The sequence below is a fragment of the Paenalcaligenes suwonensis genome, from assembly GCF_011290505.1.
GTDB classification, from domain to species: Bacteria; Pseudomonadota; Gammaproteobacteria; order Burkholderiales; family Burkholderiaceae_B; genus Paenalcaligenes; species Paenalcaligenes suwonensis.
The window spans coordinates 158,152-179,256 of the sequence record NZ_JAANPV010000007.1 but is presented as its reverse complement, the minus strand read 5'-3'; the positions used below and the strand labels follow the sequence as shown (position 1 = coordinate 179,256).

Annotated in this window: 25 protein-coding genes; 17 read left to right on the top strand and 8 right to left on the bottom strand. The window is 50.6% G+C overall.

The features are described from left to right. Positions 1–3: 3 nt before the first annotated feature. The 6 genes from sufC (at position 4) to GY634_RS12400 (ending at position 4,979) form a co-directional block, all read left to right on the top strand. Positions 4–780 carry a Fe-S cluster assembly ATPase SufC gene (gene sufC, locus GY634_RS12425; protein ID WP_166408954.1) on the top strand — a complete coding sequence of 259 codons (777 nt, stop codon included), beginning with the start codon at positions 4–6 and terminating at the stop codon, positions 778–780. After that, positions 777–2,066: a Fe-S cluster assembly protein SufD gene (sufD, locus tag GY634_RS12420; protein WP_166408952.1), complete on the top strand. Its 1,290-nt coding sequence runs from the start codon at positions 777–779 to the stop codon at positions 2,064–2,066. The genes sufC and sufD overlap by 4 nt, the downstream gene beginning before the upstream one ends. After that, a complete protein-coding gene (locus GY634_RS12415; protein ID WP_423227302.1) occupies positions 2,067–3,317 on the top strand; it encodes a cysteine desulfurase in 1,251 nt (416 codons plus the stop codon). Then, the gene (gene sufU / locus GY634_RS12410; RefSeq protein WP_166408950.1) at positions 3,310–3,765 is read left to right on the top strand and encodes a Fe-S cluster assembly sulfur transfer protein SufU; all 456 of its coding nucleotides are present in this window, start codon (positions 3,310–3,312) and stop codon (positions 3,763–3,765) included. Before GY634_RS12415 ends, sufU begins: the two co-directional genes overlap by 8 nt. Before the next feature lie 9 nt (positions 3,766–3,774). Continuing rightward, complete coding sequence (sufT, locus tag GY634_RS12405) at positions 3,775–4,332, top strand: putative Fe-S cluster assembly protein SufT (RefSeq protein ID WP_166408948.1); 558 nt, start codon at positions 3,775–3,777, stop codon at positions 4,330–4,332. A 119-nt stretch (positions 4,333–4,451) separates the two neighbouring features. Further along, positions 4,452–4,979: a GNAT family N-acetyltransferase gene (locus GY634_RS12400; RefSeq protein WP_166408946.1), complete on the top strand. Its 528-nt coding sequence runs from the start codon at positions 4,452–4,454 to the stop codon at positions 4,977–4,979. A gap of 19 nt (positions 4,980–4,998) precedes the next feature. On the opposite strand, the gene GY634_RS12395 is transcribed toward GY634_RS12400, so the two are convergent. The 3 genes from GY634_RS12395 to GY634_RS12385 form a co-directional block, all read right to left on the bottom strand. After that, positions 4,999–6,975 (bottom strand): FUSC family protein, encoded by a 1,977-nt coding sequence (locus tag GY634_RS12395; RefSeq protein ID WP_166408944.1) that lies wholly within the window; start codon positions 6,973–6,975, stop codon positions 4,999–5,001. A 143-nt stretch (positions 6,976–7,118) separates the two neighbouring features. After that, a complete protein-coding gene (locus GY634_RS12390; RefSeq protein WP_166408942.1) occupies positions 7,119–7,907 on the bottom strand; it encodes a bestrophin-like domain in 789 nt (262 codons plus the stop codon). Positions 7,908–7,946: 39 nt separating this feature from the next. Then, on the bottom strand, positions 7,947–8,540 hold the full coding sequence (locus GY634_RS12385) for a GNAT family N-acetyltransferase (protein ID WP_166408940.1): 594 nt from the start codon (positions 8,538–8,540) through the stop codon (positions 7,947–7,949). Between the two features lie 174 nt (positions 8,541–8,714). On the opposite strand from GY634_RS12385, the gene GY634_RS12380 reads away from it, so the two are divergent. Further along, positions 8,715–9,284: a GNAT family N-acetyltransferase gene (locus GY634_RS12380; protein ID WP_166408938.1), complete on the top strand. Its 570-nt coding sequence runs from the start codon at positions 8,715–8,717 to the stop codon at positions 9,282–9,284. 16 nt (positions 9,285–9,300) lie between these two features. Here the strand turns inward: GY634_RS12380 and GY634_RS12375 are convergent, their stop codons facing one another. Continuing rightward, positions 9,301–9,594, bottom strand: coding sequence for a hypothetical protein (locus tag GY634_RS12375; RefSeq protein ID WP_166408936.1), 294 nt, complete (start codon positions 9,592–9,594; stop codon positions 9,301–9,303). 167 nt (positions 9,595–9,761) lie between these two features. On the opposite strand from GY634_RS12375, the gene GY634_RS12370 reads away from it, so the two are divergent. Together GY634_RS12370 and GY634_RS12365 are read left to right on the top strand one after the other, a co-directional pair. Continuing rightward, on the top strand, positions 9,762–9,950 hold the full coding sequence (locus tag GY634_RS12370; protein WP_166408934.1) for a hypothetical protein: 189 nt from the start codon (positions 9,762–9,764) through the stop codon (positions 9,948–9,950). Between the two features lie 41 nt (positions 9,951–9,991). Further along, positions 9,992–10,924 (top strand): bile acid:sodium symporter family protein, encoded by a 933-nt coding sequence (locus tag GY634_RS12365; protein WP_166408932.1) that lies wholly within the window; start codon positions 9,992–9,994, stop codon positions 10,922–10,924. Here GY634_RS12365 and GY634_RS12360 read toward each other — a convergent pair. Further along, positions 10,895–11,836, bottom strand: coding sequence for a LysR family transcriptional regulator (locus GY634_RS12360; protein WP_166408930.1), 942 nt, complete (start codon positions 11,834–11,836; stop codon positions 10,895–10,897). The genes GY634_RS12365 and GY634_RS12360 overlap by 30 nt on opposite strands. A gap of 101 nt (positions 11,837–11,937) precedes the next feature. On the opposite strand from GY634_RS12360, the gene GY634_RS12355 reads away from it, so the two are divergent. The 6 genes from GY634_RS12355 (at position 11,938) to GY634_RS12330 (ending at position 16,558) form a co-directional block, all read left to right on the top strand. Then, entirely contained in the window at positions 11,938–12,402 is a 465-nt protein-coding gene (locus GY634_RS12355) for a DMT family transporter (protein WP_166408928.1), read from the top strand. A gap of 92 nt (positions 12,403–12,494) precedes the next feature. Further along, on the top strand, positions 12,495–12,896 hold the full coding sequence (locus tag GY634_RS12350; protein WP_207625601.1) for a MerR family transcriptional regulator: 402 nt from the start codon (positions 12,495–12,497) through the stop codon (positions 12,894–12,896). A gap of 66 nt (positions 12,897–12,962) precedes the next feature. Continuing rightward, a complete protein-coding gene (locus tag GY634_RS12345; protein WP_166408926.1) occupies positions 12,963–14,108 on the top strand; it encodes an MFS transporter in 1,146 nt (381 codons plus the stop codon). A gap of 24 nt (positions 14,109–14,132) precedes the next feature. Continuing rightward, positions 14,133–14,789: a hypothetical protein gene (locus GY634_RS12340; RefSeq protein WP_166408924.1), complete on the top strand. Its 657-nt coding sequence runs from the start codon at positions 14,133–14,135 to the stop codon at positions 14,787–14,789. Positions 14,790–14,922: 133 nt separating this feature from the next. Beyond that, entirely contained in the window at positions 14,923–15,357 is a 435-nt protein-coding gene (locus tag GY634_RS12335; RefSeq protein ID WP_166408923.1) for a MarR family winged helix-turn-helix transcriptional regulator, read from the top strand. A gap of 16 nt (positions 15,358–15,373) precedes the next feature. Beyond that, on the top strand, positions 15,374–16,558 hold the full coding sequence (locus tag GY634_RS12330) for a multidrug effflux MFS transporter (RefSeq protein WP_207625600.1): 1,185 nt from the start codon (positions 15,374–15,376) through the stop codon (positions 16,556–16,558). Here GY634_RS12330 and GY634_RS12325 read toward each other — a convergent pair. Continuing rightward, positions 16,550–17,170 carry an alpha-ketoglutarate-dependent dioxygenase AlkB family protein gene (locus GY634_RS12325; RefSeq protein ID WP_166408922.1) on the bottom strand — a complete coding sequence of 207 codons (621 nt, stop codon included), beginning with the start codon at positions 17,168–17,170 and terminating at the stop codon, positions 16,550–16,552. The two genes, GY634_RS12330 and GY634_RS12325, sit on opposite strands and share 9 nt — an antisense overlap. 229 nt (positions 17,171–17,399) lie before the next feature. On the opposite strand from GY634_RS12325, the gene GY634_RS12320 reads away from it, so the two are divergent. Continuing rightward, on the top strand, positions 17,400–18,212 hold the full coding sequence (locus GY634_RS12320) for a class I SAM-dependent methyltransferase (protein WP_207625599.1): 813 nt from the start codon (positions 17,400–17,402) through the stop codon (positions 18,210–18,212). A gap of 4 nt (positions 18,213–18,216) precedes the next feature. Here the strand turns inward: GY634_RS12320 and GY634_RS12315 are convergent, their stop codons facing one another. Next, a complete protein-coding gene (locus GY634_RS12315) occupies positions 18,217–18,792 on the bottom strand; it encodes a helix-turn-helix domain-containing protein (RefSeq protein WP_166408921.1) in 576 nt (191 codons plus the stop codon). A 104-nt stretch (positions 18,793–18,896) separates the two neighbouring features. On the opposite strand from GY634_RS12315, the gene GY634_RS12310 reads away from it, so the two are divergent. After that, on the top strand, positions 18,897–20,072 hold the full coding sequence (locus GY634_RS12310) for a benzoate/H(+) symporter BenE family transporter (RefSeq protein ID WP_166408919.1): 1,176 nt from the start codon (positions 18,897–18,899) through the stop codon (positions 20,070–20,072). A 25-nt stretch (positions 20,073–20,097) separates the two neighbouring features. Here GY634_RS12310 and GY634_RS12305 read toward each other — a convergent pair whose 3' ends face one another. Continuing rightward, complete coding sequence (locus tag GY634_RS12305; RefSeq protein WP_166408917.1) at positions 20,098–20,784, bottom strand: O-methyltransferase; 687 nt, start codon at positions 20,782–20,784, stop codon at positions 20,098–20,100. Positions 20,785–21,105 lie beyond the last annotated feature (321 nt).

The window sequence follows — 21,105 nt, the reverse complement described above, 5'->3', positions numbered from 1 at the left end:
ATCATGTTGAGTATTAAAGATTTACGTGCTTCTATTGAAGACAAACAAATTTTGCGCGGTCTGAATCTGGAAGTTAAAGCGGGTGAAGTCCACGCCATCATGGGCCCTAACGGCTCAGGTAAAAGTACCTTGTCGCAAGTGTTGGCAGGCCGTGATGACTACACCATTAACGGTGGTTCTGTAGAGTTTGATGGCCAAGACTTGTTGGATATGGCGATTGAAGAGCGTGCCCGCAATGGCGTGTTTTTGGCCTTCCAATACCCCATCGAAATTCCAGGCGTGTCTAACGCGTATTTCTTGCGCGCTTCACTAAACGCTATTCGTCGTCAACGTGGCGAGCCCGAGCTGGATGCTATGGATTTCTTGAAGCTGGTTAAAGCTGAAATGAAAACCGTAGGTATGCGTGAAGAGTTCTTGTACCGCTCTGTGAACGAAGGCTTCTCTGGCGGTGAGAAAAAACGCAATGAAGTTCTGCAGATGAGTCTGTTGGAACCTAAATTGGCGATTCTGGACGAAACCGACTCCGGTCTGGATATTGATGCTTTGCGTGTAGTGGCGGATGGTGTAAACCGTTTGCGTGCACCAGATCGCGCCATGATCGTGATTACGCACTACCAGCGTCTGTTGGATTACATCGTTCCTGATCACGTACACGTGTTGGCGAATGGTCAGATCATTAAGTCTGGCGACGCTAGCTTGGCGTTGGAATTGGAAAAACGTGGTTACGGCTGGGTGAAAGAGTTGGCTGCAGAACAGGCTGCTAAAGGAGCCGCCGTATGAGCAAGCTCCCTGCATGGGTCACGGAGTATGCGCAGACACTGGCAGATGCACCCGCTTGGCTAGCTAGCCGACGACAGCAAGCTTTAGAACGTTTTGCAGCAGAAGGTTGGCCTACCACTAAACTGGAAGACTGGCACCACACTTCGTTGGCATTTTTAGAGCAGGTTACGTACACACGCCCTGTGTCTGCCGATGTAGCGGCACAAGTTAAGGCTGTGAAGCAAAACGAAGCAGGCCACTGGTTGGTGTTTGTGGATGGTCGTTACTCAGCACAGTTATCTAACGTCGGTAATATGCCAGCGGGCGTCACTGTGGGCGCATTGGCGGATCATCTGAACGACGCCGATTTGGACGCTGTTTATGGTCAAGCGGATGCTGGCACTAGCGTTGCTGCCTTGAACTTGGCGCTGGCTGAAGACGGTGCTTACGTGCACGTAGCACGTGGTGTGGCGCTAGAGGAGCCTGTGCAAGTGGTGTTCATGAACACCTGTGCTCAAGGCGGCAGCTTTCCACGTAACGTGATTCGTCTGGACGCGGGTGCTGTAGCAACGGTGGTTGAGTATCACGTAAGTGCTAGCGATGATGTGGCCTCGTTGAATAACGTGTCTACGCAAGTTGTTATAGACGCTGACGCCAACCTCACGCATGTGAAGTTCCAACAGGAAAACACACAAGCGTTGCACTTGGCAGATATCAGTGTGACACAGCAAAAATCCTCGCGCTTCGAGTCGCACTCGTTGTCTTTTGGCGCGAAGCTTTCTCGTCACAATATCCGTACCCAGTTCTTGGGCGAGCGTTGTGAAACCTTGTTCAACGGTTTGTACTACGTAGACGGTAAACGTCATGTGGATCACAACACGGTGATTGATCATGCTGTGCCTAACTGCATTAGCCACGAGTACTACCGCGGTATTTTGACCGATATGGCACGTGGTGTGTTTAGTGGCCGTATTGTGGTGGGTAAAGGTGCTGATGGTACCGATGCAATCCAACGCTCTGACAGCTTATTGCTGTCTAAGTTGGCGCGTAGCGATGCCCGCCCCGAGCTGGAAATTTACGCCGATGACGTAAAGTGCGCGCACGGTGCGACAGTAGGCCAGTTGGATGAGGAAAGCCTGTTCTACCTGCGTTCGCGTGGTTTGAGCATGGAAGAGGCACGTAATCTGTTGATTTACGCCTTTGCTGCTGCCAGCCTGGATCGTATTCGTCACGATGCATTACGTGCTCGTGCTATCGCTAGTATTTCTGCTTTGCTGCCAGGTGGTTTGGCCTTGGCTGGGGAATAAATGATGAGCGCTTCTGCCATTACTGAAATCAAACTGGATGTACAAGGGGATTTCCCCATTTTGCAGCACCCAATCCGCGACCAACGACTGGTGTATTTGGATAATGGTGCAACGACGCAAAAACCAGAGTGCGTCATTCAGGCCGAGCGCGAATTCTATGAACGCGAGAATGCCAATATACACCGTGGTGTGCATTGGCTATCGCAACATGCTACGGACTTATACGACCGTAGCCGCGAGTGCACGCGTGCGTTCTTGCACGCTGCACGCACTGAAGAAATCGTTTTTACCAGTGGCACTACGGATAGCATCAACTTGGTTGCTGCCACATGGGGACGTGCCAATATCAAAGCTGGCGACGAGATTCTGCTGACCATGCTTGAGCATCACTCCAATATCGTGCCATGGCAGTTGTTGGCCGATGAAAAGGGGGCGGTGATTAAGGTTGTGCCTATGTTGGAAGATGGCACGCTGGATCAAGCTGAGTACAAACGTTTGCTAAGCCCACGTACCAAGTTCGTCGGTTTGGTGCACGTATCCAATGCATTGGGTACGGTGAATCCAGTTAAGGAAATGATTGCCGAGGCTCACGCTGTGGGTGCGGTGGTGTTGCTGGATGGCGCCCAAGCGGTTGCGCACCAAGTCGTTGATGTACAAGACTTAGATTGTGATTTCTACGCATTCTCAGGTCACAAAATCTACGGCCCTACCGGTGTGGGTGTGTTGTACGGTAAATATGCGCTGTTGGATGCGATGCCACCTTGGAAGGGCGGTGGTGACATGATCCATACCGTTAGCTTCTCGGGCAGTACGTTTGCGCCTGCGCCACAACGCTTTGAGGCGGGTACGCCTAATATTGCTGGTGTGGTGGTGTTGGCTGAAGCGTTGAAGTACGTGCAAAAGTTAGGCTTTGACGCCATTACCGAACACGAACAAGCGCTGTTGGCGTACGCAACCGAACAGTTGCAAGCTCTGACAGGGATTAAAATTGTAGGTACTGCACCGCATAAAGCGGGTGTGGTGTCGTTCTTGGTGGATGGCATACATCCCCATGATTTAGGGACTATTTTGGACATGGATGGCGTAGCCATTCGTGCGGGCCACCATTGCGCGATGCCACTCATGACCGAGTTGGGTATTCCTGGCACGGCACGTGCGTCATTTGGTGTGTACAACACTTTTGCGGATGTGGATGCCTTGGTGGCTAGTTTGAAAAAAGCACAGAAACTCTTTGGAGTAGGTGATGAGTAATGCATTCGATGGATTGCGCGAACTCTATCAAGAAGTAATTTTTGACCATAATCGTAATCCGCGTAACTTTAAGGCCTTGGATCCGGCAACCCACCAAGCCGATGGGCACAACCCATTGTGCGGTGATCAGTTAACGGTATATGCGCGTTTAAATGACGCAGGAATCGTGGAAGAAGTGAGCTTTATTGGTCATGGCTGTGCAATTTCTAAAGCGTCTGCGTCATTGATGACGGAAGCGTGTAAAGGCAAAAGCAAAGCGGAAGTAGAGCAACTGTTTGAAGATGTACATGCCATGCTGACGCATGAGCATCCAGATCGAGACCTAGGCAAGCTGGAAGTCTTGTCTGGTGTGAAAGAGTTCCCTGCACGTGTGAAGTGTGCCTCTTTAGCATGGCACACGTTGCATAATGCGATTGCAAAAGCACAAGAAACCGCGAAGACAGAATAGGGGCAGACCTTGAGTTACTTCGACCGTGAAGATGTAGTAATTAGTCGTGATTGTCCGGCAGTAACCATTCCTTATGGCTCACCGGTCACTATTGAAGCAGGTTGCATGGCAACCATCACGCAACGTTTGGGTGGTAGCTTTACTGTATTGGTAGAGGGCAACCTGTACCGAGTGGAAGGCTCTGATGCGGATGCATTAGGCCAAGAGGTGGTAGAGCGCGAAGTGTTTGTGCCGGAGCAGCCACTCAGCGAGAAAACCATTGAAGACGCCGCGTGGATTGTATTGACGCAGGTGTTTGACCCGGAAATTCCCGTTGATATCGTGAATTTGGGGTTGGTGTATACCTGCGCCGTTAGCCAGTTAGAGGCTGATAAGTATGCGATCCGTATGGAAATGACGCTGACAGCACCAGGTTGTGGCATGGGTACGATGATTGCCGATGAAGCGCGCTTCAAGTTGCAATCCATACAAGGCGTGGAGCAGGTGGATGTGGATCTGGTGTGGGATCCACCATGGAGTCGCGACATGATGAGCGAATCTGCCAGATTACAGCTAGGTATGTTGTAATACTAAAAACCGAGTCTCTGACTCGGTTTTTTATTGCCAGAGGCAGACCGTAGCGCTCGTCTTCAAAGAGGTGGGTGATGCGTGCTGAATGATTAGGTGTAGAGAATGAAGGGGTGTGAATGCAGTACAGACGGTTAACAGAGCAAGAAGTAGATAAAGTATGGAAAATTGAACGCCGTGAAATTGTTCAACATGTCTACGTAATGGTGAATGACCGTTTGCAATTGCGCGAGCAGTTTTACGATACACGTGGCTGGCCCGAGGGTGAAGAGGCCGAATATGGTCCGGTTCTGCGAGCTTGCTTTGAGCGTGGTGGCCTTTTCTTGGGGGCTTTTGAGGGGGATGAGTTAGCGGCAGTGAGTGTGATGGATAGCCGTCCAGTCACCGACTATCCTAAGCTGCACCAGTTAGCGTTTCTGCATGTCAGTCATGGCTGGCGAGGCCAAGGGTTAGCTTCTGAGCTGTATGCTCGCACCAGAGCCGAAGCCGAAGTGATGGGCATTGTGGGATTTTATATTTCTGCGACCTCTACACAGCGCACGGTGGAGTTTTACCTTAGCCGTGGTGCAGAACTGAGCTTACCCCCTGATCGTGAGCTCTACGAAAAAGAGCCCGACGATATACATTTGGCGCATTGGTTTTACTAGCGTAGCAGCCACTATGCCCTTAGGTGGTAGTGGCTTCATGAGTAGCGGTGGTAGCAGGGCGTACATCCACCATGCCATTCACATGTTGTAGTTCGTTCATGGCTGCACGTAACAACTGATCCTCAGCAGAGCCGGGTGTATCGCTTTGCCAGGCCTCTTTGGGAAAGTCAGCCGGTGTACCATGCGCGATCAGATCGGCAAGCTTTTGTATGTACTGTAAGTCGTGTGTGCTCAGCGTGCCGGTGTTGTTAATAGAGTAAGCCGTAATGCAATTGGCCATACGGGCAGCACTGGAAATAAGCGGAAACCACGATAATGCTTCTTGGCTGGCAGGGGGGGGGTCTGATAGCTGTTTTTGCAGGTTGGTACGTATATTGGCTATTTGGCCATAGGCTGCATGGCGTGCGCTGTGCAATGGGGCTTGTTCGGCTGGCCCAGTAGCTTGCGGTAGTGTGGCGAGTAGGTAGTGTGCTAAGGCTTGCCGTATTTGTTGGAAGTTTTGATACAGTTGACGGTGATTGGTTTTGGGCCACAATAAATAGCCAAAAACGAGGGCAATAGCACCACCGAGTAAGGTGTCTTCAAAGCGTAGCAGCGCATAATTAACCCCGTTTTTTTCTGGGCTCACATAGTCTATTAGTACGAGCACCAGTGGTGTGATAATCAGCGACATCATGGCGTACGAACGTTGTGACGCCCAAGGCAATACAAAGGCCAACGCCGCCATAATAATGACAAATAACGGCCCAGGGCTCACAAAGTACAGAATAAAGCCACCAATGATGACGCCAAAGCTAGTGCCTATACTGCGTAACATACTGCGTGAAAAGACCGAGCCCATATCGGGCTTCATCACCAGAATCACGGTCATGGGTATCCAATACCAATGACTGTAGTCATCTTTCCAGCGCAGAGCATAAGCAATAAAGGTGCAGACCGCTAAGGCTGCAGCCGCTAAGAGTACTTCTCTACCGGGGCTTAACTCACCCAAAATAGCAGCCAATTGCTTACGTTTAGCGGCTGGCTGTGGGGCATTAATGCTGTTATCGGGCAAGGTGCTAGAGCGCTGCCATAAGGTTTGGAATAGCTCGTTGGCGTCTTTGCTGAGGTTGTGGTTACAGCCCGATGTATTGTCTGCTATTGGAACGTGCTTTGAACGCGATGCATAGGCGGTGGCAGCTTGTTGCAGTGTGGTCGCCATGGCATGTAACTGGTCGCTATCATTACATCCCACAATAGAGGCAAATAAACTATCAAAGCGCTGCAGCACAGCGGCGGTATGTTCCGAACCTAAGTTCCTGCCTTGTGACAGCGAACGGGTATGAAACATCAGCGTATATAGCGTGTTTAAGTTATTGGTGATTTGTTGTTCATCTTGTTCTGTGGGTTGCTTCTGGGCGCGGTGTAACGCTAACTGCGCCAAGGCCCGTAGTAGGTTTTCTGAGGCTTGGTCCTCGGGTCTGTGCTTGAGCAGCAAAGCCTCAATACCCAATAAGGCGGCGTAAAAAACCACCCCTGAAAAGGCCAGTAATGCCACGTGCCAGTACTGGGTAATGGCTGGGTTGCCTACCGCGACTGTACCCATCATCAGCATCTGCATAGTGCCTATAGACAGTGCCGAGTTATAGCTACTTAAAATAGCAGAAATAAAGGCTAAAACGGTAAAGCAGAGGATCACCACTTCCCACGGCAAATAGCTTAAGTAGCCTAACAATAGCCCCAGCAAACTGAGGGGCGTGGTGATCAGCATGCGCTGAAACAAAATATGGTAGGGGTTATCGCGCTCACCGCCCATTTGCAGCAGAAACCCCATGGCTACCCAAAGGTATACGCCTAGATTGCCCGACAGTGTGCCTATTGCCAAAGGCAACCCCATGCCCAGTGCAGCTCGAGTGGAACGAGGCCAGTTCCATTTGGCAGGTTGTAGGCGTGTGAGCTGCCGCAGCCACGCCACGGGGTGAGCAAAGGAGGCAGGGTGGGGTTGGTTGGGCTGCATGAGGCAAAGCAGAGGCGCTAGCCCCTGTCACAGTTAACGTACTATTGAACAGGGTAATCGAGTTTTTGGGCTACGCAATGTTTGTAGGCTTTAGTAACAACTAAGCATAACTGTGCAAAAGCGTAGCCGGGTATGGCAGGGCGCTAGGGGGCTAAACCGCCTACTTCTAAGGTGTGGCGTAACGCATTAAGGTTTTCGGGCGTGACGTAAATAAGACCTGCTCCGGGCGAGTCAATTTCTGAAATCATCAAGAGAGCGAGCGTGATCAGCGCTGGCAATAACATGATGATGGTGTTGTTGCCATGAATGCCGCGTATGTTGTGGCCCAACAAAAAGTTAGAGCACACAGCAAAGAACAGCAGCAGTATCCATGCCGCACCAGGCACTTGACGCTGCCAACTGGACATGGTTTTTTGCTGTGCGGTGTAGAGCTCATTGCTAGCGTTTAATGCGCTGACCATCACTGCGCTAGGGTTTTGTTTTGCCAGTTGGCTAATCAGCTTCCACATATGCGTTTGCAACTGTATGGCTGCAATGCGTGTTTCGGCTCTATCGGTTTCATCCGTAGTCTCAAAGAAATGGACGCGCAGAGCAAGGTATTGGTTCAGCATCTCTTCAGCACGCGGCTGGTATTTGTCTTCTAGCACCGAGATGCGTTGAAATGCATTGCCAATGGCAATGGCTTCGTTTTCTTCTGCTTGTATGCGAGCTTGATACCCGTTAATCGCAAAGGAGAAGGTAAAACCCACCAACAACCCAAAGAGCGACAAAATAGCGCCCAGCACGATTTTTAACTCGTCATCAACGGGTTGGTCTTGTGCTTGACGGCGTTTACCAATGCGTTTGCCTAGAAAAGCAGCTCCCATGAGCAACATCAGGGTAGACAGCATCAACACGTAGTGGGCATAGTTGCCCGCCAAAAGGAATTCCATAAGGGTATGAAAGACTAGAGCTAGAGGTTAAAGGGAAAATTACAGTAATCGGCTGGCAAGAGCTTGTTTTACCGAGGGCCATTCGTGGTTCAGGATGGAAAAGACCACCGTGTCGCGGTAACCGCCATTGGGCATTTTTTGATGGTTACGTAATACGCCATCTTGCTTAGCGCCAAGGCGGGCAATCGCTTGTCTAGAGGCATGATTGTGCCAATTGGTACGTAGTTCAACGGCGATGGCAGCACGGTTCTCAAAGGCGTGGGTTAACAGCAGTAGTTTGCTTTCTGTATTGATGGCTGTTCGCTGGCAGCGTTTGGCATACCAGGTATAGCCAATTTCTACGCGTTGGTTGAGCACGTCGGCATTACAGAAACGGGTGCTGCCTACGAGTTCACCCGTTGCGTTATCTATGACGGCAAACGGTAGTGCCACACCAGCGTCGCGGTCAGCAAACGCTTTGCTTAAGTAGGCATCAATGCTGTCTACGCTAGGTACACTGGTAAACCATAGTTTCCACAGTTCTCCGTCTCTTGCCGCTGCCAACAAGGCCTCTCTATCGTTAGTCTGCAGGGGGCGTAAGGTAACAGTAGTGCCTTGAAGCGTGACAGGGGTTAACCAAGTGGGTGCAGCCATGAGTGTCTCCGTACGAATACCGGTGATAGTGCTGTTTTACACGCCAAGCGCGCAAAGCAAGGCCATGCATGACAGCGTTTAGAAGGTGATGTGGCGTAGTATAAAACCACAATCAGTGCTGTAGCTGAGCAGGTGCCTCGTTCTATACTAGAAAGCTACAGTTTTAAGGAAAGTATGATGCAACCCCCTGTGGTGTTAACTGGCGAGCGTGTACGTTTACGTCCGTGGTGCAGTGATGATCTCCCCGCATTTGCCGCACTGAATGCTGACCCAGCCGTGATGGAGTATTTTCCTGCTGTGCTGACGGCAGAGCAAAGCGATGACTTCGCCCAGCGCATTCAAGCGGGCTTTGAGAAAAATGGTTTTGGCTTTTGGGCGTTAGAGATACCGGGAGTGCTGCCTTTTGCCGGTTTTGTAGGGCTGTCAGTGCCTGGGCACAGCGGCTTACCGTTTATGCCTACAGTAGAAATAGGGTGGCGCTTGTGCCAACAAGCGTGGGGCAGTGGGTATGCGAGTGAGGCGGCGCGTGTGGTGCTGGCACACGCTTTCACTGCGCTACAACTACCGGAAGTCGTGGCGTTCACGACGCTCACAAATCAACGTTCTCAGGCGGTTATGCAGCGCATAGGCATGCGCTATGCCGAAGGCGAGGACTTTATGCATCCGGCATTGCCATCAGATCACCCGTTGCGTCATCATGTGTTGTATCGTTTCGCTTACGAGGACTGGTTGAAAACACAGTAGTGGGTGCGTGATTATGTTAGCATTGCAATCGTATATCGAAGTAGGCTTCGCTTTCGCCTAGTTCTCTGAAGCCTTCGGTTTGCGCTTGTGATGCAGCAGATAGCCATTGCTTGACTAAACCAATTTGCGAGTCGCTAAGTTCGTATTCTGACGTTTCTTCAGCATTACGCCATGCTTGGTAGGCTTGTATCACCGCATCTGGCCCGCCCAGTTTGCGTTCAAGCGTACGTTGAAAACGTGATTCGGCATCGCGCTTATTGCGTTCAGCTAAGTCTTTAGGGGCATCTTCTAAGCGGATAATATATAGCATGATCATCTCCTTGATGCTGTGTATTTATACAGTATATTAAAAAGAGAGAGCAAGCTTTTTTTATGGCTTGTGTCGTGCCTGTGGCGTGGATGCCTGAACAGGGTGCAGCGAGCGCATGCGGCAATGCATGTATAATGCGCCATCGCAATCTTTTAGCTTACAGCATCATGAAAAATCTGTTTATAGGCGTGTCGTTAGTGTGTGGCGTGGCGTTGGCTGGCTGTACGACGCAAGAAAAGAAAATCATCAAAGAATTAGAAGACATGCCTGGCGTAACCTGCGATGTAAACGCGACCAATGGCTTGGACGATTGCGGTCCCGACAACTTGCAACAAATGCCTAACACTGGCGCTTAAGTGGTGGCCTGTAGGTGAGGCGAGTGTGACCTGGTTGCCGTATGCGTAAGCTCTTGCACAGCATAGAGTCTCGCCTTGTGGTGTGGGTGGTAGTGGTAGCTGCTAGCGGGCTGGTCTGGCCCGTGCTGGGTGCATGGCTAGCATCTAGTATTAGTGTGTTGTTGGCTCTGCTCATGTTGGTGATCAGCCTTACCTTTGATGCCAGAGCCGTACAGTTCGTACTGAAAAATCCCTCTAAACAAGTGTTAGCCCTATTTTTGGTATACGTCCCTATGACGCTCTTGGGATGGTTAACAGGGCGATGGTTTTTTGGACAAGGGGCATTGGCTGATGGCCAAACACTATTGGGCATGCTACCTACGGATGTGTCTGCACCACTGCTGGTGCTGATGGCTAAAGGTAACGTTGCACTAGCAGCCGTACTGAATGCGGTGAATACAGCGTTAGCGCCCTTTATTATTCCTTTTTTGTTCTTAGCGATGACCGGTGTAGAGCTGGATGTTCCGTTATGGACGATTGTCGCTGAGCTTATTGCGATTGTGCTGCTACCTACCTTGTTAGGGGTGTGGTTGCGCACGCGATTTACTGCTGCAGTCGCACGTTATGACAGTGTCTATGCTGGTGCGGGGTCGCTGTTATACCTACTTATTTTGCTGGCTGTTATCGCCCCTAACGCTCATACGATTGTGGGGTATGGTTGGTACGCGTGGGTGATTGCCGCTGCTGCTTTATGCTTAAATATGGCGGGTTATGCAGTGGGGTTGTGCGCCAAATTATGGATAGCCGATCGGAAAGATATGATTGCGTATCTGTTCACGGTGAGCAAAAAAGAATTCAGTATTGCGGCTGCCTTTGTGGCTGCATCAGGCTTGCCGGCCGAGGTAGCCATACCTGCCGTGTTTTTTGCGATTGTGCAAATGCTCACCTCACCGTTGGTGGCGCGTTTACTGACCCGTCACGCGGCTAGGGCTTAGGGAGTGCTGTGTTTGCGCAATAAGGGCGATGTGTTGGCGCAGCCAGTGATGGGCGGGGTCGGCATCGCGACGGGTATGCCAGACCTGTACAAAATTAAACGATGCAATCGCTAACGGTGGCGCAAAACAGTGCAGGGTAGGTGCTAAGCCTTCTGGCCCTATAGTGCGTTTGGCAACAGTGAGGAGTAAATCTGTACCTGCGATGAGCGTAGTGGCAACCCCCCAATGCGGTAAGGATACGAGCACATGGCGTTTGGCGCCTACGGCGTGCAGTGCAAGGTCTATTTCATTGTTTAAATGCGGTTGCATTGCCACCGTTACGTGTGGGCGTGCTAACCATTGATCTAGGCTAAGCGTACCGGTGTGGTCGACGGTAGAGGCATCGGCCACGCAGACGAAGTTTTCCTCAAACAGTATTTGCTGCTTTAGCGCAGGTGTAATGCCGGATGGAAAGACGCCAAAGGCGATATCAACTTCGGCATCCATTACCTGCGCTAGCATGGCTTCACGGCTACCTTGGCTGATAAATAATTCGATATTGGGAGCCTGCTGTCGCAGTGTGCGCACCAGCGTAGGCAAAATGATGCTCGCTCCATAATCTGACATGGCTAACCTAAAGCTACGTGTTTCGTGTTTAGGGTCAAATGTAGGGGCTTGAAACAAGGTTTCCAGTTGCTGCAGAGATTGTCCCAGTAACGGCAATAACTCTGTCGCTTTGCTGGTTAGGCTGAGCTTACCTGCGCGACGCACCAACAACGGATCATTAAAAATACGTCGTAAATGGGCCAAGGCGTGACTCATGGCTGGTTGGCTTTTGTGCAGTCTAGTCGCGGCCCTAGAGACATGTTTTTCCTCTAGCAACACATGCAAGCACAGCAACAGATTCAGATCTATACGTCTTAGATTATTCATATAAAGAATAATAGATGTGTAATATTTGGAATTTCAATTCATATTATATATAACGTAGACTGTGTTCATTACTTAGGAATTGTGTAAGGGCTTAGAACAACATGAGTGCATCTCTTTACCACGTCTTGTTACTAGGAGCCGCGTTAATTGCTGGCGCGGTGGTGCCGTTTCAGTCGGGCAGTAATGCCATGCTGGGGCGTATGTTAGGGCATCCCTTATGGGCGACAGTGACGTCGTTAAGTGTGAGTTTATTAGCAGTGATTCCGCTGTTGTTTTTGTTTAGAGCCCCGTTACCTAAGTTAGAGCACGCTTTACAAGCACCTTGGTGGGTATGGACTGGTGGGTTATCGGGTGTGATCTTTATTACAGCGGCGTTGTTGATTACCCCTAGATTGGGGGCGACCGGTTTTATGATCAGTGCCATTGCTGGGCAAATATTAGTGGCGATGTTAATTGATCACTTTGGCCTGATGGGGCTGCCTGTGAAAGAAGTGAATCTGGGCAGGGTATTGGGTGTGATGATGATTTTCGGCGGTGTGATGGTGGTACAAAAGTTCACACCCTAATACCCACCATGATGCCTGTACTGAACAGAGCTTGACGGTACGAGCACCTACTCCTATACTTCAATCTACACTAAACGTAAGGTTTAACTTTGATGACAGCTTCCCTCGCCTTATTGCAGATTGGTGAGCTCGCTCAGCGTGCTGGCGTTAGCCACCGTACCATCCACTATTACGAGCGTATAGGACTATTGCGTCCGGCTGAGCGTGAAGGAGTCGGTTATCGCTACTATGACGAGCAAGCGGTACAGCGGTTGGAGAAAATTGCTGCCTTAAAGAGTTTGGGTCTTAGTTTGGATGAAATAGGTGAGGTGATAGACCTGTACTTTGAGGACCCAAGTGGCATTAAAGGTAAAGAGGAAGTACTGAAAATCCTAGAGGCCCATTTGCTGAGCACACGTGCGAAGTTGGGTGACTTGCATGCTTTCGAACACGATCTGGAAGCTGGCATCGCTAGAATAAAAACGTTGCTCGCAGAAGCGTATAAGCAACGTTAAAAGGGGACGACTGTTAGTCGTCTCTTTTTTATCTACAATCTACACTTGACGTTAGGTTTATATTTAATGAAACATAACCCCATTGTTCTACTGTTGCTTTTGATGGTTGGTGCTCTTTTGGTCGTCGGTCAGCTCTATGTGACGCTTCCCTTGGTAGAGGCATTAGCTGTTCGCTGGCAGGTCACGCTGGGACAAGCCAGCTGGGTGGGCAGCGTTTTTGGTTTTGCCTATGCCGTTGGGCTTCTACTGTTAGGACGTCTGTCAGATCGCCACGGCCGCCGACGCGTTCTGCTGATAGGCTTGCTCGCCACTGCGGTGAGCAGCGTGGTAGTTGCCTGTTCAATCAGCTTCCCCATGCTACTGGGCGCCAGAGTGTTGCAAGGATTGTTGGCGGCCACATTTGCCCCCGCCGCCTTGGCATTTGTGACGGAAGTTTTTACGCCTGCACGGCGGCCGCTGGGTATTTCGTTGCTGAGTTTTGCTTTCCTAGCGGCGGCACCAGTGACGCAGTTCATGGCAGCGCAATTTTCTGACTTGGGCTTACCGTCCATGATGGTGGGTGTGGCTATTGCGTATGTGTTGCTGGCTACAGGACTGGCATGGACATTACCGCAGACACTAGGCACCCCAGTGTCTGGACATACAGCGATGCCGCCGCAGGAAGCCAGCCATTCTTGGCTACAGCCCGAGTTAATGGGAGTGTGGCTAGCTGCCACCACAGTGCTCTTCGCATTTGTCATCTTTCATACCGGAGCACAGAACATGGGGCTGTCCATTACTGATATGCAGACATTGCGCCTAGTGGGTTTGCCGCCGTTGCTGCTTAGCATTGCTGCTGCTGAATTGATACGTAGGGTAGGCCCGGTGGCAACGGCACGCATAGGTTTTGGTATTGCTGCTGCGGGGCTTCTGGTCGGGCTATCGGGGAATTTCTGGCTATTGCTTGTTGCCAGTGTTTTGTTATCGGCGGGAATTGCACTTGCCGTCCCCGGATTAATAGGCACCCTGGCTGTTAGAGCGATACCCACTATTCGAGCGCGTGCTATGTCGCTTTACACCTTTGCGCTGTTTATGGGGGCCAGTGTGGCGCCCCCGATTGCGCACGTCTTAGCGCTGCATGGTTGGTTGGCCTTGTTGCTTGTTCCTAGTGCTGCGCTGACATGCGCTGCTTTCATCGTGAACGGTCTGCCAATAGCACGCTCTCGTTGCTAACTGCGTACATAAAGGAGTCTAACCATGCTTCGTTTATCTTCAACCGCTCTGTCTATCGCCTTTCTGTTTGGCGTAGGTGCAGCGTCATCCGCCCAATCAACAGGGTTTATCCAGGAGAATCTCACTATGACCGTACAACAAGACGTTTTTCAGTTCGTTCCTGAAACGCATATGGAAATCAGCCAGAGTAACGTGAAAGTCGATGGAGTAGCCGCGATCCTGACTCGCTATGAACGTCGTGACGAACGCAATGCTGGTCTGGAAGGGGAGCACTTCAGCACCATAGTTGCGGCAGACGGAACGCTTAAGGGTTTTGCCAATATCACTGCTGATTTAGTAGGTAAACCGTTACCCTCGCGCGAACGCAGTGAACAGATTGCCCGTGAGTTCCTACAGGAAATCGCGCCAGACTTACTACCACGAATGGAAATCAGTTGGATAGATACACACGATGAACCGATTCGTGTGCAACGTGATGGCCGTTACGAGACCGTTGCGCTGACCGGCATGAAAGTCAAGGCTCGCAATTTAGCTGATGGACTGTGGTTTTGGGTCATCGTCGGTAGTGATGAAAAACCGATGATATTTGAGCGGGACATTGTGTGGATCACGTTTCCGGGGCATCGCCAAACGGAAAAATGGTTGCATGATAGCTGGCTCAAAGAGCAGGCAAGCAAGTAAATACAGCCATCTATATCGTGTTTCGGATCGATAAGCGTGCAACGTGGATATAGGTTATCTACGTTGCATTCTACAATTTTATTTGTTGTAATATAAACTGTTTGTGTAACAACAGTTGGTATGCACCGTGAGTATGATCCAAGAATATGAAGCCTTTGGTTCACTATTAGGGCAAGTGAGCCGAGTGTGGCGCAAAGCGATGAACGAAAGTTTGTCTGAGTTTGGGTTGACCGAAGGCACGTGGCGACCATTGATTTATTTGTTTAGAGCAACAGAACCATTGTCGCAAAACGATCTGGCTGAGCTGATGGGCTTAGACCGTTCGTCCGTTGTACGCTTACTGGATGTCTTACAAAAAGCGGGGTATGTCACCCGACAAGAAGATGCGCAAGATAGGCGTATTAAGCGCTTACAGTTAACGTCAGCGGGTACCGAGGTGGCCTTACAGGTCAAACAGGCGTCACAGCATGTATTGCAGCAAGTGTTTGATGCGATTCCAGACGATTTGTTGTCTAGCACGCAATCAGGTTTGCAGCAGATTTTGCAGTTACTAGGGCAACCACGTTAAGCAAAGGACTATCGTCATGCGTTCGCTTAAACAGTGGTTGATTCCTGATACTCAGATGCCGCCCTTGTGGGGGCTGGCCATGTTGACGTTTAGTGGCACGTTAGCCATGCATATTTTTGTGCCGGCATTACCTGACGCCGGTGCTAGCTTAGCGGCTACGCCTGCACAAATGCAGATGACCATCAGCTTTTACATTGTGGGGCTGGCGGTAGGGCAGTTAATTTATGGTCCTTTGTCGGATCGCTACGGCAGACGCAAGCCCTTATTGGCGGGGCTGCTACTGTATATCATCGCCAGTTTTGCCGCGTTATTTGTGGACGGCGTACATAACCTCATTGCATTACGCTTGATGGCGGCGTTTGGTGGTTGTGCGGGGATGGTGTTGGGACGGGTGATTGTGCGTGATACCACCCGCGTCGCTCAAGATGTGGCCAGCCGTTTAGCGCTGATGAATGTCATGGTGGTCATAGGGCCAGGCTTGGCACCGCTGTTAGGCGGTGTGTTGGTGCACCATTTAGGGTGGCGCTCGGTATTCATCTTTTTGTGTTTGCTGGGCATTGCGAATATGGCATATACCATTTTCTTGCTACCCGAAACCCGGCAACCATCGGTACGGGCTAGATCGGTGGTACGCGACTACATAAGCCTACTACGTTCACCCGTGTTTTTGGGCTATGCCGTTGGTGGTGGATTAGCGACTACCTCTATTTACGCGGTGGTGGCGGCTGCACCTTTTGTATTTATGGAGCAGTTGCACAGACCAGCCTCTGAGGTGGGGCTGTACTTGTCGCTAGTGATTGGGGCGATGGCGTTAGGCAATTTACTCGCCCGCTTTTTGCTGCGTAGGCTGCCGTTACGTCAGGTGTTGTTAGGGGCGAATGCCTTGAGCATTGTGAGCGCGGCATGTATGTTCGTGGCCTGCCTAAGTATGGAACTTTCTGTAGGCATCTTTATAGGGCCAGCGATTGTGTTTTCTATTGCGGCCGGCTTAACCAGCCCAGCGGCTGCGACCCAAGTGATTAGTGTACAACCCGAGCTATCGGGGGCGGCATCCGGTTTGTATGGCTTTGGGCAGATGATGATTGGTGCGGTGTGTACGGTGATCAGTGGTTTAGGGGCTGACCACGCATTATTAGCAGCGTTAACGTTACTGGTAGCTAGTGTGGTTGGGCAGTATGCATTTAGGCGCGCCTTAGCCTAATGCGGGTTGAATGGTTCTGAACGTTAAGCTAATACGCGGCAAGGCCACGGTGCGAGTAGGGGGTAAGCGGTGTAGCCAGTGGCTTTGCGTGGTGCCTTTCATCACCAACAAACTGCCATGCTCTAACAGCACAGACTGGGTTTCTGCGGTGCGTTTATGTTTAAAGCTGAACTTACGCTGTGCCCCCAAGCTTAACGAAGCAATTGCTCCATTTTTCTTCAGATCGCGTTCAGCGTCGCTGTGCCAAGCCATACCTTCTTCGCCAGTGTGATACAGGTTTAGTAAGCACGCGTTATAGCTTACTCCACTGTGTGTTTGTGCAATGTGTTTAAGTTCTTGCAGTACAGGTAGCCAAGGCAACGCTGTTTTGGTTTTTTTAGAATAGGTGTATTGGAAAGGCTCATCGGCGTACCAAGCGACTTTACGCTTGGTGAGTAGCGTTTTGCCCATGATCACAGCCTCATCTTGCTTCCAGGCGATGGTGTCAAACAGAGTTTGGAAATACGTGTCTGCCTGCGCGGTAGTTAGCACCACGCCGTGATAGTGCACCTCACCGTCATAGGGCAGCAGGTTGGTGCTTTGTAAGGGTGTATCAAAAAGGTCTAGGTTCACGGGTGCTTAGGCTTTAGGCAGTGCAGTGGCTGGTTAGGTAGTGTACCAATAGCTTATAGCGTATGCGGGTGTGCGCGCACACTCCGTTTCTTGCTATGTGGACATAGCCGTGAAAACTATACTGAGAAAATGGCGGGATATAGATTACAAAGTTGTAAGCGTATGATGGGGGAAATCGCAAAGATGTTTGCGTATGCCTGTAACCCTGTGTTGTAAGGATAAAAAATAGATGACTGATAATAATAAATTCATGGGTCAGCATGAGCTGGGTGAACATAATCGTGATGCATGGAATAAGTTGGTAGAGCAGCAATGTCCGTGGTCGCAGCCGGTATCGTCCGAGGTCATTGAACAAGCTAAACAAGGGCAATGGCAGGTGTATATCACCCCGCAAGCGATGCCAGCCGGTTGGTTGCCAGCGTCGGTGGTTGGGCTAAAAATTCTGTGCTTGGCATCGGGTGGTGGGCAGCAGGCTCCTGTGTTAGCGGCCGCAGGCGCAGAGGTGACGGTAGTTGATATTTCTGAAGGGCAGTTAGAGCAAGATAGGTTAGTGGCCAAGCGCGATAATCTCACGCTCAATCTGGTTCGCAGCGATATGGCCGATTTGTCGGCGTTTGCTGATAACAGCTTCGATGTGATTGTGCATCCTATCTCTAATCTGTACGTACCCAGCGTGTTACCAGTATGGAAAGAGTGCTACCGCGTACTCAAACCAGGCGGCAAATTGCTCTCCAGTTTTTATAACCCTGTAGTATTTATTGGGGATAGAGACCCCACGCTGATGCAAGAAGGGTTAATTCGCCCGCTATACAGTGTGCCGTATGCGGATGTTAGCGATTTAGATGCCGCCAGCCTACAGCAAAAAGTGGAGCAAGGTAGTCCTTTGGTCTTTGGTCATAGCTTGAGTGATCAAATAGGCGGGCAGTTACAGGCGGGCTTGGTGTTAACGGGTTTTTACGAAGATAAGCAGCCTAATCCTAGGTTCCTCGTAGACCGTTTCTTGCCTACTTTTATGGCTACATGTTCGCAAAAACTAGCCTAAGCCCTTAACAAGCAGGTTGGCGCAGTGGGTAATGTATAAGGTCGTGCAACACCACTGCGCTGCGACTGCTGTTACGGTAAGAGTGAGGTTGATCGGCTTGAAAACGCACGGCTTCGCCAGTTTTTAGACTATGCCATACGCCTTCGGCATAAAGCTCTAATTCGCCTTCTAGCACGATGACATGCTCGACCACGCCAGCCTCGTGAGCAGACGATTCGCTATACGCACCGGCAGCCAGTTCGATTCGGAAAATATCAAAACCCAACTGTGGATCAAAGGGAAACAACGGGGTGACCCGCATATCCGCATTGGCCTGATCGTAAACGGGCAAGGCGCCTTGTCGGTGCAACAGCAGCGGTTGGCGTGATTGTTCAGCCTCTAAAAAGGTAGAAAAGGGCACATTAAAGCCCGTGGCGATTTTCCACAATGTGGCGACGGTAGGGCTGGACTCACCACGTTCAATTTGACCCAGCATCGCTTTGCTGACGCCGGTGAATTCGGCGGCTTGGCTTAAGCTCCATTGTCTATCTTGTCGTAGTGATTTCAAGGTTTGAGCTAAATGATGCGCCATGTTTTGCATGACTACAGCTCCTTGTGTAGTGGGGACTACACAGCATTGTACGTTATAACGCACAGTGTTATATACTTTGATTCGTGCGTTATAACGTCCAATTAAGGTTAAGCATGCGTCCACCTCTTTCTTTGCGTCATCTGTCGTTCTCTGCTGTGGTAGCAGGATTGGTATCGGTATTAGTGGGCTATACCGGGTCTATTGCTATTGTGGTGCAGGCGTTAAATGCGGCCAGTGTTCCTGCGTCTGAAATAGGGGGCTGGCTGACCATGTTGGGGTTGGCGATGGGGGTAAGCTCGCTAGGCTTATCGCTGTACTACCGTATCCCTATTCTAACGGCGTGGTCTACGCCTGGTATGGCGGTATTGGCAACCAGTGCGGTGGGTGTGCCCTTAAGCGAAGTGGTGGGCGTTTTTATCTTTGCATCAGGCTTAATGCTGTTATGTGGTGCCACCGGGATTTTTGCGCGCATCATGCAGCGTATTCCGCAATCGCTTGCTGCAGCGATGTTAGCGGGGATTTTGCTGCGCTTTTGTTTGGAAGCTTTTTTAGCGTTTGAGCTGGATTTGCTGATTAGCGGAGTGATGTGTTTGGTGTTTTTGGTGGCCCGACGTTTAGCTCCACGTTACGCCATTGTGTTGACCTTAGTCGTGGGGGTAGCGTTAGCAGCGGGCAAAATGCAGGGCATGGATTTTAGCCAGCATGCTGTGATTAGCTGGCCTAGCTGGGTGACGCCAACCTTTGAATGGGCCTCGTTGTTGGGGGTAGGCATTCCTTTCTTTATTGTGAGTATGGGCTCACAAAATGCACCAGGTATTGCGACCTTACAAGCCTTTGGCTACACGCCGCGTATTTCCCCTCTGATTACCATTACCGCGCTGATGTCTTTGGTGCTGTCACCATTAGGTGGCTTTACGGTGTGTATTGCTGCTATTTCAGCCGCCTTTTGTTTGGGACCTGAAGCCCATGCAGACCAGTCACGTCGTTATATGGCAGCCGCTTGTGCGGGGGTGTTCTATTTATTAGCAGGCTTGTTTGGTGCCTCTATTGGCGTGCTCTTTAGCGCGTTGCCAGAAGCCTTTATCAAGAGCATTGCCGGGTTGGCGTTGTTGGGTACCTTTACCAGCAGCATGACGCTGGCGATGGAAGATGAAGAGCGGCGAGATGCCGCGGCGATGACGTTTTTAATTACCGCGTCAGGCCTTAGCCTTTGGGGAATTAGTTCTGCCTTTTGGGGCATGGTGGGTGGCGGACTAACGTATTACATCATGCGTCGCCGCCACGCCTAAAAGTGCGTGAAGGAGGCGGGCTGCGTTAAGGCAAAGCGTTGACCACCGTAAGCGAAAAGCCATCCCAGCCTTTCTCTCCTACGGTTTGTAAAGCGGTACTGCTCAGGTTGGGGTTGCCGGCCAGCTTCTGTAAAAAGCGCTGTACACCCAGTACATTAGGATCTGCGCTGTTGGGGTTAGAGACGGCGCCACCGCGTACAACGTTGTCGCCAATAATGGTGGTGCCCACACGGCTCAGTTTCAGAACGGCATCTAAGTAGGCGGGGTTATTGGGTTTATCGGCATCAATAAAGATCAAATCAAAGGGCCCCTCTAAGGTAGCCAGTACCTCTAAGGCGGTGCCCACGTGCTGATCTATGCGCTCGGTAACGTGTGCTCGAGCAAAGTTTTGGGCCGCTACCTTCGCAAAATCGGCATTGTTATCAATGGTCGTAATACGGCCACCTTCGGGCAGCGCTCTGGCCATGCAGATGGTGCTATAGCCGCCTAAAGTCCCTATTTCTAATACACGTTTGGCTTGGCTGATCTGCACCATGACCGCTAAAAATTTACCTTGTACAGGGGCTACATCGTGTGGCGGCATGCCTGCTTCTGCATTGGCTGCCAGCACGTGTTCTAACACCTGGTCGGTAGGGGCTAGCCTAGCAGCAAAATAGTGATCAACCGCTGTGCATTCTTCAATAGTGGGAGTGGGGTAATCGTGTGCACGCATAACAGAAACCTTTTAAAGCAGCAGTGGTAGGCAAGAAAAAAAGCGTAGTCTCTGCTGTGACAATAGCGGATTACGCTGTAGAGATAGCTATATACATATTTAGATACAAATTAACCAGCCGTGGTGCTGGTTGTAGAGCGTGCTAGATGGGCAGCGTAGCGAGACAAAAAAGAACTGTGGTTTCAGGTAGATGCGCAGAAGCGCCCATTAGTAGTTGCCACTGTTTTAAAAAATAATTCTCATATATAGAGACTTTTTGTTCTGCTTAGTGAGAAAAGTTTGGGTTATTACGTGTGTAACTCTGCTAACTTACTACTCATA

Bases quoted from the DNA above. Each gene is read 5' to 3' on its own strand.
- sufC (WP_166408954.1), top strand. From the start codon at position 4: ATGTTGAGTATTAAAGATTTACGTGCTTCTATTGAAGACAAACAAATT.
- sufD (WP_166408952.1), top strand. From the start codon at position 777: ATGAGCAAGCTCCCTGCATGGGTCACGGAGTATGCGCAGACACTGGCA.
- GY634_RS12415 (WP_423227302.1), top strand. From the start codon at position 2,067: ATGATGAGCGCTTCTGCCATTACTGAAATCAAACTGGATGTACAAGGG.
- sufU (WP_166408950.1), top strand. From the start codon at position 3,310: ATGAGTAATGCATTCGATGGATTGCGCGAACTCTATCAAGAAGTAATT.
- GY634_RS12400 (WP_166408946.1), top strand. From the start codon at position 4,452: ATGCAGTACAGACGGTTAACAGAGCAAGAAGTAGATAAAGTATGGAAA.
- GY634_RS12395 (WP_166408944.1), bottom strand. From the start codon at position 6,975: ATGCAGCCCAACCAACCCCACCCTGCCTCCTTTGCTCACCCCGTGGCG.
- GY634_RS12390 (WP_166408942.1), bottom strand. From the start codon at position 7,907: ATGGAATTCCTTTTGGCGGGCAACTATGCCCACTACGTGTTGATGCTG.
- GY634_RS12385 (WP_166408940.1), bottom strand. From the start codon at position 8,540: ATGGCTGCACCCACTTGGTTAACCCCTGTCACGCTTCAAGGCACTACT.
- GY634_RS12380 (WP_166408938.1), top strand. From the start codon at position 8,715: ATGATGCAACCCCCTGTGGTGTTAACTGGCGAGCGTGTACGTTTACGT.
- GY634_RS12375 (WP_166408936.1), bottom strand. From the start codon at position 9,594: ATGCTATATATTATCCGCTTAGAAGATGCCCCTAAAGACTTAGCTGAA.
- GY634_RS12370 (WP_166408934.1), top strand. From the start codon at position 9,762: ATGAAAAATCTGTTTATAGGCGTGTCGTTAGTGTGTGGCGTGGCGTTG.
- GY634_RS12365 (WP_166408932.1), top strand. From the start codon at position 9,992: ATGCGTAAGCTCTTGCACAGCATAGAGTCTCGCCTTGTGGTGTGGGTG.
- GY634_RS12360 (WP_166408930.1), bottom strand. From the start codon at position 11,836: ATGAATAATCTAAGACGTATAGATCTGAATCTGTTGCTGTGCTTGCAT.
- GY634_RS12355 (WP_166408928.1), top strand. From the start codon at position 11,938: ATGAGTGCATCTCTTTACCACGTCTTGTTACTAGGAGCCGCGTTAATT.
- GY634_RS12350 (WP_207625601.1), top strand. From the start codon at position 12,495: ATGACAGCTTCCCTCGCCTTATTGCAGATTGGTGAGCTCGCTCAGCGT.
- GY634_RS12345 (WP_166408926.1), top strand. From the start codon at position 12,963: ATGAAACATAACCCCATTGTTCTACTGTTGCTTTTGATGGTTGGTGCT.
- GY634_RS12340 (WP_166408924.1), top strand. From the start codon at position 14,133: ATGCTTCGTTTATCTTCAACCGCTCTGTCTATCGCCTTTCTGTTTGGC.
- GY634_RS12335 (WP_166408923.1), top strand. From the start codon at position 14,923: ATGATCCAAGAATATGAAGCCTTTGGTTCACTATTAGGGCAAGTGAGC.
- GY634_RS12330 (WP_207625600.1), top strand. From the start codon at position 15,374: ATGCGTTCGCTTAAACAGTGGTTGATTCCTGATACTCAGATGCCGCCC.
- GY634_RS12320 (WP_207625599.1), top strand. From the start codon at position 17,400: ATGACTGATAATAATAAATTCATGGGTCAGCATGAGCTGGGTGAACAT.
- GY634_RS12315 (WP_166408921.1), bottom strand. From the start codon at position 18,792: ATGCAAAACATGGCGCATCATTTAGCTCAAACCTTGAAATCACTACGA.
- GY634_RS12310 (WP_166408919.1), top strand. From the start codon at position 18,897: ATGCGTCCACCTCTTTCTTTGCGTCATCTGTCGTTCTCTGCTGTGGTA.
- GY634_RS12305 (WP_166408917.1), bottom strand. From the start codon at position 20,784: ATGCGTGCACACGATTACCCCACTCCCACTATTGAAGAATGCACAGCG.